Origin of the sequence: Vibrio salilacus (assembly GCF_002811245.1) — a bacterium.
Classification (GTDB): domain Bacteria; phylum Pseudomonadota; class Gammaproteobacteria; order Enterobacterales; family Vibrionaceae; genus Vibrio; species Vibrio salilacus.
Map to the genome: position 1 here is coordinate 13,876 of NZ_NIVQ01000008.1, position 14,811 is coordinate 28,686.

10 protein-coding genes, 1 tRNA gene and 1 pseudogene are annotated in these 14,811 nt (G+C 43.5%); 10 read left to right on the forward strand and 2 right to left on the reverse strand.

The genetic code is table 11. From position 1 onward, the window contains the following. Positions 1 to 13: 13 nt before the first annotated feature. From tolB to nadA, 4 genes are all read left to right on the forward strand, one after another. Entirely contained in the window at positions 14 to 1,366 is a 1,353-nt protein-coding gene (gene tolB, locus CDZ87_RS07490) for a Tol-Pal system beta propeller repeat protein TolB (protein WP_100752961.1), read from the forward strand. Between the two features lie 34 nt (positions 1,367 to 1,400). Next, entirely contained in the window at positions 1,401 to 1,928 is a 528-nt protein-coding gene (gene pal / locus CDZ87_RS07495) for a peptidoglycan-associated lipoprotein Pal (RefSeq protein WP_038176855.1), read from the forward strand. 15 nt (positions 1,929 to 1,943) lie between these two features. Then, positions 1,944 to 2,711 carry a tol-pal system protein YbgF gene (ybgF, locus tag CDZ87_RS07500; protein WP_100752963.1) on the forward strand — a complete coding sequence of 256 codons (768 nt, stop codon included), beginning with the start codon at positions 1,944 to 1,946 and terminating at the stop codon, positions 2,709 to 2,711. Between the two features lie 130 nt (positions 2,712 to 2,841). After that, on the forward strand, positions 2,842 to 3,903 hold the full coding sequence (nadA, locus tag CDZ87_RS07505; protein WP_100752964.1) for a quinolinate synthase NadA: 1,062 nt from the start codon (positions 2,842 to 2,844) through the stop codon (positions 3,901 to 3,903). A 286-nt stretch (positions 3,904 to 4,189) separates the two neighbouring features. On the opposite strand, the gene CDZ87_RS07510 is transcribed toward nadA, so the two are convergent. Continuing rightward, positions 4,190 to 4,759, reverse strand: coding sequence for a UPF0149 family protein (locus CDZ87_RS07510; RefSeq protein WP_100752966.1), 570 nt, complete (start codon positions 4,757 to 4,759; stop codon positions 4,190 to 4,192). Between the two features lie 130 nt (positions 4,760 to 4,889). On the opposite strand from CDZ87_RS07510, the gene CDZ87_RS07515 reads away from it, so the two are divergent. From CDZ87_RS07515 to CDZ87_RS07535, 5 genes are all read left to right on the forward strand, one after another. After that, on the forward strand, positions 4,890 to 7,319 hold the full coding sequence (locus CDZ87_RS07515; protein ID WP_100752967.1) for a hybrid sensor histidine kinase/response regulator: 2,430 nt from the start codon (positions 4,890 to 4,892) through the stop codon (positions 7,317 to 7,319). A gap of 222 nt (positions 7,320 to 7,541) precedes the next feature. Continuing rightward, positions 7,542 to 7,991 (forward strand): L-alanine exporter AlaE, encoded by a 450-nt coding sequence (locus tag CDZ87_RS07520; RefSeq protein ID WP_100752969.1) that lies wholly within the window; start codon positions 7,542 to 7,544, stop codon positions 7,989 to 7,991. Between the two features lie 145 nt (positions 7,992 to 8,136). Further along, positions 8,137 to 8,224: transfer RNA gene (locus CDZ87_RS07525), tRNA-Ser, on the forward strand. A 402-nt stretch (positions 8,225 to 8,626) separates the two neighbouring features. After that, positions 8,627 to 10,354, forward strand: coding sequence for a DEAD/DEAH box helicase (locus tag CDZ87_RS07530; RefSeq protein ID WP_100752971.1), 1,728 nt, complete (start codon positions 8,627 to 8,629; stop codon positions 10,352 to 10,354). A 2-nt stretch (positions 10,355 to 10,356) separates the two neighbouring features. After that, the gene (locus tag CDZ87_RS07535) at positions 10,357 to 12,306 is read left to right on the forward strand and encodes a 3'-5' exonuclease (protein ID WP_100752972.1); all 1,950 of its coding nucleotides are present in this window, start codon (positions 10,357 to 10,359) and stop codon (positions 12,304 to 12,306) included. 166 nt (positions 12,307 to 12,472) lie between these two features. Here the strand turns inward: CDZ87_RS07535 and CDZ87_RS07540 are convergent. Further along, positions 12,473 to 12,800 (reverse strand): annotated as a pseudogene (locus CDZ87_RS07540) (IS5/IS1182 family transposase); the annotation flags it as partial. A gap of 209 nt (positions 12,801 to 13,009) precedes the next feature. On the opposite strand from CDZ87_RS07540, the gene CDZ87_RS07545 reads away from it, so the two are divergent. After that, on the forward strand, positions 13,010 to 14,704 hold the full coding sequence (locus CDZ87_RS07545) for a class I SAM-dependent methyltransferase (RefSeq protein WP_100752975.1): 1,695 nt from the start codon (positions 13,010 to 13,012) through the stop codon (positions 14,702 to 14,704). Positions 14,705 to 14,811: the final 107 nt, after the last annotated feature.

The window sequence follows — 14,811 nt, forward strand, 5'->3', positions numbered from 1 at the left end:
TAAGGAATAGCTTGTGTTAAAGCGACTAGTAATAGGATGTGTGCTCACGTTGTTGAGCGTAGTTCAAACGGCAAATGCCGCGTTAGAGTTGGTCATAACTGATGGTATCGACTCGGCGCGTCCCATCGCTATTGTGCCATTTCAATGGGATGGCCCAGGTAAATTGCCTCAAGACGTTTCGTCTGTTATTGCCTCCGATTTACAACGCAGCGGTAAGTTTAGCCCAGTTGCGACGAGTAAGATGCCACAAACACCGTACAGCGAAGCCGAAGTCGACTTCAATGCTTGGACCGGGCTTGGGGTTGATGCGTTAGTCACAGGTTCGATTACACAAAATGCTGAAGGCAATTACGTGATCAATTATCAATTGGTTGACGTGGTGCGTGGTCAGTTAACGCAAGGCCAGAGCAAAGCGTTAAGCAAGGATGGCCAGTTAGTACTGTCAAAAGATCATGTGCTATTTAACAAACGTGCCACTGTGCCCGGTAAGCGCATGCGTGAGTATGCACACCGCATTTCTGATTTGGTGTATGAAGCTTTAACGGGTGAAAAGGGCGCTTTCTTAACGCGCATTGCTTATGTGGTGGTCAACGATAGTGACAGTTTTCCTTATCAACTACGCGTGGCGGATTATGATGGCTACAACGAACGTTTAGTATTACGTTCGAAGCAACCCTTGATGTCTCCGGCTTGGTCACCAGATGGTCAGAAGCTGGCTTATGTCAGTTTCCAAAATGGTCAAGCTGAGATCTTTATCATGAACATCTACACCGGTGAACGTGAGAAAGTGACGTCATACCCGCGTCATAATGGTGCGCCAAGATTCTCACCTGATGGCAGTCAGCTTGCTTTAGTCTTGTCCAAAACGGGCAGCTTGCAAGTGTATACGCTTGACCTGACCACAAAAAAACTGACTCAAATAACTCGTGGTCGATCTAATAATACCGAGCCATATTGGCATCCAGATGGTAAATCTCTTATCTTTACCTCCGATCGGGGTGGAAAACCTCAGATTTATAAAGTAAATTTGGCAGATGGTTCAGCAAATCGTTTAACTTGGCAGGGTAGCCAAAACTTAGGTGGTCAAATTACCCCAGATGGTCGCTTCTTAGTGATGGTTAATCGCAGCAACACGGGCTTTAATCTCGCCAAGCTTGATTTGGAAACTGGGGCGATGGAAATATTAACCAAAACATTGCTAGATGAGTCTCCGAGTATTTCACCAAACGGTGGTATGGTCATTTATAGCTCGATCTACAACCAGAAAAATGTACTATCAATGGTCTCTATTGATGGACGCTTTAAAGCAAGATTACCGGCAACAAATGGTCGAGTTCGTGCTCCTGCATGGTCACCGTTTTTATAGCAAGTAAGTATCAATAACAAAGGAAACGATAATAATGCAACTTAACAAAGTTCTTAAAGGGCTTCTAATTGCGCTACCAGTACTTGCAGTTACTGCATGTAGCTCAAGCGATGACGCGGCCAATGCATCTGGCTCTACTCAGACTAATCAAACTCAAACTGTTGATAACACCGCTGTATCTCCACTGGATGCAAACGGTCAACTGTCAGAGCAAGAGCTAAAAGAGCAAGCGCTACGCGAAACTCAAACCATCTACTTTGCTTTTGACAACGCGACGATTGCTGGCGACTACGAAGAGATGCTAGCAGCACACGCAGCATACCTAAGCAAAAACCCAGCACTAAACGTAACGGTTGAAGGTCATGCCGATGAGCGTGGTACTCCAGAGTACAACATCGCACTAGGCGAACGTCGTGCAAGCGCGGTATCTAAGTACCTACAAGCTTTAGGCGTTCAGGCTGACCAGATCTCTATCGTAAGCTACGGTGAAGAGAAACCACTTCTTCTAGGCCAATCAGAAGATGTATACGCTAAGAACCGCCGCGCAGTTCTAGTGTATTAATAAAGGAAATACCTGATGTTCAGTAACCTTAAGCGCGTTGTTACGCTTACGTTACTGGCAAGTGCAGCGAGCCATTCGTTCGCTGCACCAGCTCCAGTATCCGATCTAGGCGGCAGCAACACTGTCAACACCACGTCTTCGGCTTCTAATGAAACCGATGTCCAGCGCTTAGAGCGCCTATTGGAAAATCGTAATCGAGTTCAGTTGCAAATGCAGCAGCAGCTTGATGACATGTCACTTGAAATCAGCAACCTTCGTGGTCAGCTCGAAAAAAGTACTTACGACATGCAACAAATGTTGCAGCGTCAACGTGAACTGTTTATCGAATTAGATAAACTGCGCTCACAAGTCACAAACCCTGCAGAAACACCGCAACTGAGTGACAGTCAACCAGAAAAGACGGGCACTTTCAGCTCTGACGTTGACGAACAAACCGCGTATCAAAATGCGGTCGACCTAATTCTGAAAAAGCGTGATTACACGGGGGCGATTACTGCGTTCAAGCAGTTCCAAAACGATTATCCGGAATCTAGCTTTACGCCTAACTCACATTACTGGTTAGGCCAGCTTTATTTTGCCAAAAAGCAAGATACAGAAGCCGCGAAAAGTTTTGCCGCGGTAGTGGCGTACAAAGAGTCTAATAAGCGTGCTGATGCGTTGGTTAAGTTGGGTGATCTCGCCCAGCGCAATAATAACCAACAGCAAGCGACTAAGTACTATCAGCAAGTCGTTGCAGAGTATCCCAATAGTGCCTCGGCTAAATTGGCGCAAGAGCATTTGTAGTCTTACCCAACAGTCAAAAAGGAGCGCCAGTCGCTCCTTTTTTTAATTCTGCTATTGAGCGAAACTGGCATCTACGCCAGCGTTAAGGTTACAATAGCCGGATTATAGGAAGTTGCGTAGAGCAAGAGCAATGAGCCACATATTAGACAAAATAGAGACCGTTTACCCATTTCCAGCAAAACCTGCACCGCTTACCAAAGAGCAGCAGCAAGCGCATATTGAGAGCATCAAAACGCTGCTGAAAGAAAAAGAGGCGGTATTGATTGCCCATTACTATACCGACCCAGAGATCCAAGCACTGGCAGAAGAAACAGGCGGCTTTGTGGGTGACTCGTTAGAGATGGCCAAGTTTGGCAATCGTCACCCGGCCAGTACGCTCATTATCGCAGGTGTACGTTTTATGGGGGAGTCAGCAAAAATCCTGACGCCTGAAAAACGTATCTTAATGCCGACGCTTAAAGCCGAATGTTCTCTTGATTTGGGTTGCCCTGCCGACAAGTTTGCACAGTTTTGTGATGCTCATCCTGATCATACGGTTGTGGTGTACGCCAACACCTCGGCGGCCGTGAAAGCGCGCGCCGATTGGGTGGTGACCTCAAGTATTGCATTGGAAATAGTGGAACACCTTGATGCTGAAGGCAAGTCGATTATTTGGGGTCCCGATCGCCATCTAGGTTCATATATTGCCAATAAAACGGGTGCAGATATGTTGCTGTGGCAAGGCGAGTGTGTGGTACACGATGAATTTTCTGCTGATGCACTACGTAAAATGAAAAATGTCTACCCAGATGCGGCCATCCTTGTTCACCCTGAATCACCAGCGAGCGTGGTCGAATTGGCCGATGCGGTCGGCTCTACCAGCCAATTGATCAAAGCGGCGAAAGCGCTGCCTCAGCAAAAAATGATCGTTGCCACCGACAAAGGCATCTTCTTTAAGATGCAACAATTGGTGCCAGAAAAAGAGTTAATTGAAGCACCAACAGCAGGGGCTGGAGCAACGTGCCGTAGCTGTGCTCATTGTCCTTGGATGGCGATGAATGGCCTGAAAGCGATTGAATCTGCCTTGCGCGATGGTGGAAAAGGGCACGAAATATTTGTCGATGAGGCAACGCGTGTGAAATCATTAATTCCGCTCAACCGTATGCTCGATTTCGCAGAGCAGTTAAATATGCAAGTCAAAGGCAACGCATAAAAATTAGATGTCTATCGCGATGAAAGCCAGCCTGTCGGCTGGTTTTTACGCTAGCAAATTCTACAAGGAGCGTTATGACAGTTTGGTTGGTGGTCAGAAAGTGGCTGCATTCTCACTTATTTAGTTTAAGTAGTCGAAATCTTTTGATTATGCTTTTGGCGTATATAGCGCTGATGAACGTATCGAGCACTTAAACTGGCGCTCGATTACAACGTGATAATATCAGCGCGATAAAAACAACAAAACGCAGCGTTCTGGCTGCGTTTTTAATTGTTATTAGTCTGATTTACGCTTGTTCTACGAGTATGCTCGCGCGCATTGTTAGACCGCTAAGCATGGTTGGCATTGCGTTAAAAATCTCTTCAAATTGCTCTAGTCCTTGAATACCTTGTTCTGCCAATGTCGCAATCGAGGTTTCTGGATCATAAAGCATACTCAATGACAGTAGCACGCCGCCAAGTAGCGCATTATCTTCGCTCTCTTCTGGCATCACGGTTTCCCAATCATCACGAGTAAGTTGCCAGCCTTGCAATACGCCTTCGCAAAACTCGCGCGTACATTCAGTGACGATCTCTTCATCATCTAAAGCACAACCTTGTGGCCATTGCCAACGGTTTTCAAGTAATGCCGGTCGATAATCGTTCCACATCGCAATAATATGTTCTATATAAGCTTCTAACTGCTCACCGTCACTAAATGGTGCGACTTCCTCGCCACCCCACAAAAATGGCAGCCACTCGTTAGGAGGCAGTATGTTTGGCGCCGCTGCCATAGCCGTGACAAAGCCTTGGGTCTTGGCTTCATTGATTAATCTTCCCTCAAGTTCAGGCAGGGCAAGTAGTTGTTGTAGTGTCAAAACAGACATCCTATATCGAGCTAGAATAGTAATGACATGATGGTATCACAGTCAAACAGTGAGATAAAAAGGTTGCTGTGGTGATATATTCGCTATAATTTTCTTATAAATACACAAAATTCAAAGATTTATGGATATACGTTCATCGCTTAAAAGGAAAAGTATTGTTGCGCTCGCTATCTACCTTACGCTTGTGATCGCCGTTATAGGGACGATCAGCTACCTTGTGGTTGAACCTCCAACGCGTGAGCAGATCAAGCAAAACCTCGACTTGCGTACTGAGCTGATATCAGAACAAATCAAACAACCGGTGAATATCTCTTTAGGTATCTTAAAGGCCATCGTCAGTATTGGCAGTAACGCTGACGCCCCGCTGCACCAAACCGAGCAACTTAATCAGCTGTTTACCATCATTGATGGTGTCACGGTAAGTGGCGGCATATGGCCAGTGCCTCACTCAATCTCAGCCAATACACCTTATACTAGCCTGTTTTTTACTCGTTCCAGTGACGGGCTGATTGATCAAATACACTCATGGAACAACCCGGCATTGGGTGGTTACGAGAACGAGTCGTGGTATTTGTCGGTGGTTGATAAGCCGCAAGGAATGGTGTCATGGTCTCCGGTTTATATCGACCCCTATACCCATGTCCAGATGATAACCGCCTCTTCACCTTATTACGTTGATGGTCGATTCGCTGGGGTAGCAACGGTGGATATCTCGCTTGAGACGCTTGTCGATTTCATACGAGTGCATGCGGAAAAGTATGGTCTGGGGGTGCTGTTACGTGATGGCTATGGCGAGACGATTACAGAATTTAATTTTGAGTTCACACAGAATATCTATATCGGTCGTAACCAGTTTGATGGGCTTGGCTGGAGCGTTGAAGTGGTTAATGCCAGCCAGTTAGTTGCTGATCAAGTTTATGATGTGGTATCGAAAGTAGAAGCGGGTATCATACCGATAATGCTCGTGTGTGTGATGTTTGGTTACTTCCTTATCGATCGTTTTTTGATTTCTCCGATCATTGCCATCGCGCGTAGTGTGGATGCTTCAAAGGAAGGAGGCATTATTGAAACTCACTATGATAGCCAAGATGAAATTAAGTATTTAATCGATACCTTCAATCATAAAACCATCTATTTAGAGCGCGAAAAAGTCAAAGCGCAGGCGTCGACTAAAGCCAAGAGTGCCTTTTTAGCGACCTTATCACACGAGATCCGTACCCCAATGAATGGGGTATTGGGCACGGCGCAAATCTTATTAAAAACAGATCTGACGGGCGAGCAGCGCAAACACCTTAAGACGCTGTACGAGTCTGGTGAGCACATGATGACCTTACTCAATGAAATTCTCGATTTTTCTAAAGTAGAGCAAGGGCATTTAGAACTAGAGCGCGCGCCATTCCCGCTTGAGTCGATTATAGGTAGTATCAACAGTATTTATTACACCCTTTGCAGTGAGAAAGGTTTACAGTTCAAAGTTTACTCAGAGGTCGCAAGTGATCGTTGGTATATGTGCGACAAAGCTCGAGTGCGGCAAATATTATTTAATCTACTCAATAACGCTCTCAAGTTCACTTCTCGTGGTTATGTTGAGGTGTATTTCAAAGAAGAGCAGCGCCAGGGTAGTGACTACTTACTTATCCGTGTACGTGATACGGGTATCGGTATTGCGAAAGAAGCGCAGCAAAAAGTCTTTAAGCCATTTGAGCAAGCCGAGTCTTCGACAACAAGGCGATATGGTGGAACAGGCCTTGGCTTAGCGATCGTCAAACAGCTGTGTGATTTAATGGAAGGTGACATTCAACTTACCAGTGAAGTAGGGATTGGGTCGAGCTTTGAAGTCCGTTTAAAAGTGCAGCACTGCGAGCCTGTTTATACAGATTATAGCGAAAACAAGAAATTAGATTACCACGGCCTAAGGGCATTGATTGTGGAAGATAACCGCACCAACGCCATTATCTTAACCACTTTCATGACCAATAAAGGTTTCTCTTGTGACACGGTAGAAAATGGCGAGCTCAGTGTTCATGCTGTCGTCAACGATAACTACGACTTAGTGCTGATGGACAACCATATGCCAGTCATGGATGGAGTTGATGCCACCACTGCAATACGCAACCTCAATAGTGCTAAAGCAAATGTATTGATCTTTGGTTGTACCGCTGATGTCTTTAAAGAGACGCGAGAGCGAATGATGGGCGTTGGTGTCGATTTCATTATCTCTAAGCCTATTGATGAGATAGAGCTTGATGATGCGTTAATGACCTATTCAGACAAACTCTATCAATATCGCCAACATTCGCTAGTTGAAGCTCAAGGCCGTGGGACTGACTTTGAAGAAGCGTTAGCGCTGTTCTATATGGCGATTGAGAACCAAGATCTGCCTTATGCTATCAATCGCTACGAGATGATTACTCAGGCCCTTGAATCTATTTCTACGCCACCATTACAAAAATGCCTTCAAGACATCAATTTTCGTTTGCAGCAAGGTAAAATGCCAAATGCAACTCAATTGGATGTATTGACGGTCTTGGTTAAAGATTATTGTGACTAACTTTCTTGTTTTTGGTTGTTCTTTGAACGTTTCCATCAAAACCAGTGCTTTAATCTAACTTAATTACACAATTTGGTCATTTATCCACATCTCATAATTTAATTTGAAATCTAAAACTACATATTTGATGTTTTAATAGCGTCATTAACTGCACTATTGGTCTTTGTCCAGTTAATGGTTCTTTTAATTGTCTTTTGATTGGTTTTATGTTTTGAGGTGAAGATGAAGTCGCGTGGGCCTTTTTGTATTCGCAATGCAGCAGCGGATACCTTTGCAATGGTGGTGTTTTGCTTTATATCTGGAATGCTGATTGAAGTCTTTGTTTCTGGTATGTCATTTGAACAGTCGCTTGCCTCGAGAATGCTCTCGATTCCGGTTAACATTGCCATTGCTTGGCCATATGGTCTGTTCCGTGATTTTGTACTGAAGCAAGGCTCACGTATATCGGCAACCAGTAAGATGAAGAATGTTTCAGACTTAGTCGCGTACGTTTTGTTCCAGTCTCCGGTGTACGCTGCGATTTTATTTGCGGTTGGCGCAGCACCCGAGCAAATTATCACCGCCGTCAGCTCAAATGCGCTTGTATCATGTGCGATGGGGGTGTTGTACGGCTACTTTCTCGACATCTGCCGTAAATGGTTTCGTGTCCCTGGCTACTATCAACAAGCTTAATTTGATGCATTGACGATCAAATGAGTTAGTTAGTAACCAAACAGTGCTTTAAGCCGTCTTTTTTTCACTATTTGGCTTGACCTAATTGAGTAGAATCATTAAATTAGCGCCTCGTTGGTTAGCAATACCAACCAAAATTTGATTCGGTGAGTTGTCCGAGTGGCTGAAGGAGCACGCCTGGAAAGTGTGTATACGGCAACGTATCGAGAGTTCGAATCTCTCACTCACCGCCACATTCTTGAAGAAAGACGTCCTAGGACGTCTTTTTTTATGCCTGTAATATTTTGAAATCAATGGATTATCGTCCAAAGATGTCCAAGTTCGTTCATTATTTTGCATACGACTAAGTGGGTATCATTTATGCTTGACCAAAAGCTGAATATGTCGAATATTCGATCCAACTTCTTATTTAAAGTTGTGTTATTAGTCGTATAATTCAATTATCTAACTTTCTGAAATAGGCTAGACAGTATCCACTCAGCTCACCATAACAGCGTTTTAGTGAGTCCTGGCAAATACACTGTAATTATTATGTTCATATAGTTCTATTTAATGTGATCCCTGTCAGGATATTATGGTTCTCTTATTCATGTTGATGAGTATCATAGACTTAGCATGTTTTTAGGATGATCTTAATGGAACTCTCCCCAGTATTGGAAAAATTAAAAGCCTTTGTGTATGCCGAACATCGGGCGGGTATGGAGAAGCTTTTAGAAATTTGGGAAAAACCGCTCAAAGATAAATTATACAAAGGTGAAACTCAGCAGATTAATTCTGTTAAGTCCCTTGGTAATGGTCAACTAGAAGTCACTCTTGGTAAGAATGAATCGAAATTTCGTGAAGGAGACATGGTATGCCTCCATTTGGGTGAAGCTCATATCGAACGGGTCATATCACAAGCAACAATTGAGGCTGAAGATGATGGTAAATGGCTACTTCGAGCTAAATTTGATCAAACAAAAATAACGAAATTGCAGAGTGATTGCTTTGCTGATCCTGATGGAATGGACTTAACATCGTTTTACGATAAAGCCTTGGAGGATGTCGCGACCTCGGCTATCGGTCGAAATACGCTATTGCCCCTACTAGCGCATAGTTTAAATACTGATCTTGTTGATGAAGATCGGTTTGATGATGCGGCAGATTACGCGCAAGAGTGTGGTTTAAATGACAAACAATGTGAAGCGGCGGCCTATGGGGTGGCATCACGTTATCTAGCATGTATTCAAGGGCCCCCAGGCACCGGGAAAACCAAGGTTATCAGTTTAATCGCCAAGTTACTTGTAGAAGCGGGTGAGCGCGTTTTGCTCACCTCTCATACTCACATGGCAATTAATAATGCTCTTAATAAAATAGTGGATGAAAACGTACCTGTTATTAAGGTATGCGCCCATGGTGGGAATAAAGGTCTAAATTCAAAAGTAAAATCTTACGAGTCAGGTGATAAATGGCAAGAGATACCTGAAGGTGGGTACGTTATTGGTGCAACGCCATTTGCTACGTGTACTGAGCGCCTAGAGAGATTTGAATTCGATACTGTCATTTTTGATGAAGCAAGCCAAATAACATTACCGCTTGCCTTAATGGCGATGCGCAAAGGAAAACGATATGTGTTTGTTGGTGATCACAAGCAATTACCGCCAGTTATTTTGTCTCAATCTGTTTTAGCTGAAGGGTCTGCCTTTTCTGAATTTATTGCTGCTAATAATGAATTTTCCATTATGTTGGATTTCACTTACCGAATGTCACCAGCACTTACCGACTGGCCAAGTAAAACGTATTACAAAGGTGATCTTGTTTCTAAACGCTCGGCAGACAAATCAACGTTTAGACTTCCCAACGTTCCACTCAAATACAGCCAAATTCTTTCGAGTGAAGAGCCTTTTGTCTTTATTCGCACGCCGGGTATCAACAAACGAAGCTCAAATAGAGACGAAGCAGAGTTAGTTGCAGATATTGCTTATAGCGCGGTTGAATCAGGATTAGATGCAGAAGAAATTGGCATTGTGACGCCGTACCGTGCCCATGCTAAAGCGATAAAAAGTTGTTTGTCTGACAAGCTCGGAATTTTTTCATCGAAGTCGATTGTTACTGATACGGTTGAAAGGATGCAGGGGCAAGAAAGAGAGATGATTATCATCTCAATGTGCTCATCAGACCCCCAATATATTACAGCGATCGCTGATTTCTTTTTTCAGTCCGAACGTCTCAATGTTGCCATTACTCGCCCACAAACCAAGTTGATTCTCATTGGTCCCGAAATATCAGAATCATTTGCCTTGGGTATTGAGGAAGAGAGAGCTCGAAAGAGTGCTCTGGAGTATCGCTCTTTAATAAAACACAGCTGTAGAGTGGAGGTTTAGTCATGGCACATATAGAGACAATTACAGGTCTTGATCGCAAGGTAAGACGCCATTTCAAAAAAGTATTTGCTCAATTGGGCGATGATTTTTTTATTCGTGAGCCTCTAGACGATGCTTTAAAAGTGGCGCCCTGTATTGTTGAAGGGCCTTGTAATAGCTGGCTCTTTATCGGGTCGCATTCGCAGGCGCCAAGCCTAGTAGATGTTCAAATATTGCGTCGATTCAATGAGTTGCTGGTTGAGCGAGATTGTGCTCCAGTCCAATATCTCGCTGTGGTAGAAAATTTAGATTCGAACCACTCTCATTTGCCTGATTATGTTCAAGTTATTAGCCAAGCTGATTTTTATGCTAATGGTGAACAAATCATCATCGACAAGCTGGTAGAGCTTTCAGCTGAGCATTTTGCCAGCATAAAAAAGAAGCTATTCCCAGAGTCTGTTATCCCGACACAGTGCAGTACGCGTAAGCAGCATTTAGTGAGTGATAACTCAGCAAGGTTATTGCCTTTTTTCCTTGATTATGACCAAGAATTAGCGACTCGGTTAGATATTATGGAGTCGGTAGATCAGGATGAAGAGCAGCAGGGTGAGTTCTCGGTTCGTTTGATTAATGGTGTTGCCGGAAGTGGTAAAACGCTCATTCTAATTAATCGAGCAATCCTCTATTGCAAAAAATATCCTGAAAAAAAGGTGCGGCTGATTATCCATAATAACCCGGTGGTTGAAGATATTAAGCTGAAGTTTAAAACATGGTTAGGCGGAGAGCCTGCCAACCTTGAAATACAGACATTTCACTCCTTCGCGTGGCAGCAATACAGAGCAAAATTTAGATATGTAAGCGCCTTGTTCAAAGAGCAAGATGTTGAAGCCGCAAAGAAGAAAATTCTCAGTGATGCCAATACTTGCTATACAGAATTGTCGCTGAAAGACAGTCAAATTTGGGATGAACTTGAGTATATCAATGACTACCTGATCAAAGATAAGGATGAGTATCTAGAATATGACCGACAAGGTAGAGGATTCGCATTGCAGAAAAGCCAAAGGGAACATGTTTGGCAATTGTACGAAATTCTAGTGGAAAAGCTCTCAGATCCTAAGGGTTATCTTCCCCATATTTATATTAAAGAACTCGCGCTATCGGCAAAAACGTTGCCTAGTTTTGACCATTTCATGATTGATGAAGCGCAATTTTTTGCACCGTCTTGGCTTGAGGTGATTAAAAGATCACTTGTGCCTGGTGGAAGCATTTTCATGTGTGCCGACCCCAATCAAGGTTTTCTAAAAAGACGATTGAGCTGGAAAAGCATCGGCTTAAATGTTCGTGGTAGAACCAAGCGTTTGAATCATTCATACCGAACGACCTATGAAATTATGACCGCAGCAAATGCACTTTTGGAAGAGTTGGACGTTAGCCCTGAAGACTACGTTAAGCCCGATTTTGACCAAATGGCGCGGGGAAGTAAGCCCCATATTATCTATTCAAGAAGCCCGCAAGATGAGAATGCTCGCTTCTTAAATGAGATTGAAGCTTTAGTGAAGTCACAAGAAGTACCACTGCATCAAATTATGGTGGTTTGCAGCCGTCACTATAACCCGTGGAGTTTGAAAAAAGAGATTGAAAGTAGAACAGGCTATAACACCGTTGTGAATTACAACGATAAAAAAGATCTCGAAACCGCCGTGGGCAGCAGAATCAAAATCATGACGGTGAATAGTTGTACGGGCATGGAAGCTTCAACAACATTCGTGTTGGGAGCTGGGCATATCATTAATCAGGCTAAGCATATTGATTTCAGCGAATCAGAGCGCGAGGAAGCGCTGCAAGAATCGTTGCGTAAGCTCTATGTTGCCATGACGAGGGCGGGCCAAAAGCTGGTGGTATTCAGTACCGAAGTATTTCCGGATTCGGTTACCCCCCACGTAGACTACTCTGGCGATCTCTCAATGTCATAAATTAATTTGGTAAGCAAAGCCGATTCTCTATCAAATGCAAAACCATATATTCGCGATACAATACTCCGCATTAAATTTTGCCCTTGTGCTGACTCTAAACGAGCGGCTTTCAAGGGCTTTGTTTTCTAATTCAGATTCTGTTAAAGCGTTCTTCACATGATTAATATTAGACGATCACTATTGCTTCTGGCATACCTAGCAATGTGATCTTGTTTAGCGTTTTATCATGGCTCACGCTATTGTAATTTCTTAAGCTTAATGTACCGTCAAGCAGTTTTTTACACGGAACATTGAGATGACCATACTCCCAGAAGGCTGCGCTTTCCCTTAGCGGAATGATCGGGACAGCGTGTTTGATACGAGATGCTAATAGCTCCGTAACACAACCTTGTATAATAAGCACCATCGCCAGATATCCCCATGATTCTTCGGCGCGTCTGTCTAAGCAAATTTAGAAACACTTCAACTTCGATCACATTTGTTAAACTGAGCTGTTCAGATCGTGGGTCGAAGATTTAGTTCCATGATTTAGGAAACAAAGCCTTTTAGGCGTATGCTTTATGCCTAGAGCAAATTGAACGTATCAAATTAGTTATCATTTAGCATGACCCACTTCTCACAAGGTCATTCAAATCCAATACTTTCTCGCACTATGCAACCAAGCCATATATCATCGAGGTAAGTTTCTGTCTTGGTTGGATATATGTCTATAACAATCTCTTTTTACGAAAACAATGCGCAGCAGTGCTTCGAGCAATACACTGCGACGAATTTCGAGTCTGTGCATGGTTCGTGGAAATCATTCTGGCCGTTGTCGAAAGATAAAGTCTTGGATGTAGGTGCTGGAATTGGCCGAGATGCGCTTTGGATGGCAGAGCAACATTGCGATGTATTTGCTGTTGAGCCCGCAGAAGCAATGCGCAAGATAGGGCAAGAGTATACTGGGACCAACGTTACATGGATCGATGATTCACTCCCTTCGCTGAACAAAGTGATTAACTTAGGGGTTCGCTTTGATCTTATTCTAGTGAGCGCAGTCTGGATGCACGTCGCGCCTTCTCATCGTGAACGTGCTTTTCGAAAACTATCGAATTTGTTGGCACCAAATGGTCGGCTAGTCATTTCACTAAGGCATGGTAATTTTAATGATAAACGCCAATCGTATGACGTTAGTGCGGAAGAACTAGAGCAATTGGCCAAAGACTCTGCGTTAGTGGTTCGCCATGTGTCATCAATGAATTCAGACTCATTGAATCGAGATGATGTAACGTGGCAAACGGTGGTGATGTGCTTACCTGATGATGGCTCAGGCGATCTGACGAAAATTCGACATATTGTGGTTAATGACAATAAAGCAGCAACCTACAAACTCGCGTTACTCCGTACCCTGTTGCGGATTGCCGATGCTCATTCAGGTTCTGTAGTCGACAGAACTGATGGCAAAGTGGCTATCCCATTGGGACTCGTGGCGTTGTACTGGGTACGCCAATTTAAGCGTTTAATCGATATTGGTGATATCCAACAAAACAGCAATCCAAATAAGGGATTAGGTTTCATAAAGCCAGATGGTTGGCACAAGATAAAACATATTGGCGTTGACGATTTAGCAGTAGGCTCTATTTTCGTCGGGGATGAGGCGAAAGCGCTTCAAGAAACGTTGAAAGATACGCTCGATACTATAATCCAAAACCCTGTGAAATTTACTTATATTGGCGATAAACAGAATTGTGTATTTTCCGTTACTCGTAAGACAAAACGTAAGGAAAAGCACATTGTGTTAGACCGAAGCTTCTTTGAAAGCTATGGTTATTTTATACTTGATGAGAGTTTATGGGAGTGCTTGCGTTTATTTCATTCGTGGATTGAACCTCTGGTGGTGAACCAGTGGGTGATGGAGATGCAAAAGTATAGCCGCAATCAAGCACGTAATATTTCTTTGCAGACTTACTATGATTATTTAGTTTGGGTAGAGAAAGATCATGATACTCGTGTTGTTCGTAAACGTGTAGATCAAATTACCCAGCAACAAGGTAGAGTCGAGAGCGTTTGGAGTGGTAAAAAGTTGCAGTCGACGTATCAAATCGATCACTGCTTGCCTTTTGTATATTGGCCCAATAACGATAGATGGAATTTATTGCCTTCGACAGCGTCAGAAAACAACAGTAAAAGCAATCGTGTCCCGAGCCAACAGCGTTTGCAGGATTCGAAAACTCGAATTGTAGAGTGGTGGACAATGGCTTGGTTGGGAACGGCGAGTGAGGATCGCTTTTTCCAAGAGGCATGTTTATCTTTGCCTAATGTTTCGCCGCAATGCCGTGATTTAGAAGAAGTGTTTGAGGCTATGAATTTGCAAATCAGAGGCGTCAAAAGCCGCTTACTAATCAATGAATGGTTATAATCTTTCGAATATGTCACACAGCATTTTCTGAGTCGTAATTTTTAATGCGATTCTAACCATTCTTTTCCGAATTAATTTTGGATTTTAGCAATTTTGACTATAGTTGT

Bases quoted from the DNA above. Each gene is read 5' to 3' on its own strand.
- CDZ87_RS07535 (WP_100752972.1), top strand. From the start codon at position 10,357: ATGGCACATATAGAGACAATTACAGGTCTTGATCGCAAGGTAAGACGC.
- CDZ87_RS07545 (WP_100752975.1), top strand. From the start codon at position 13,010: ATGTCTATAACAATCTCTTTTTACGAAAACAATGCGCAGCAGTGCTTC.
- CDZ87_RS07515 (WP_100752967.1), top strand. From the start codon at position 4,890: ATGGATATACGTTCATCGCTTAAAAGGAAAAGTATTGTTGCGCTCGCT.
- CDZ87_RS07530 (WP_100752971.1), top strand. From the start codon at position 8,627: ATGGAACTCTCCCCAGTATTGGAAAAATTAAAAGCCTTTGTGTATGCC.
- CDZ87_RS07520 (WP_100752969.1), top strand. From the start codon at position 7,542: ATGAAGTCGCGTGGGCCTTTTTGTATTCGCAATGCAGCAGCGGATACC.
- nadA (WP_100752964.1), top strand. From the start codon at position 2,842: ATGAGCCACATATTAGACAAAATAGAGACCGTTTACCCATTTCCAGCA.
- pal (WP_038176855.1), top strand. From the start codon at position 1,401: ATGCAACTTAACAAAGTTCTTAAAGGGCTTCTAATTGCGCTACCAGTA.
- ybgF (WP_100752963.1), top strand. From the start codon at position 1,944: ATGTTCAGTAACCTTAAGCGCGTTGTTACGCTTACGTTACTGGCAAGT.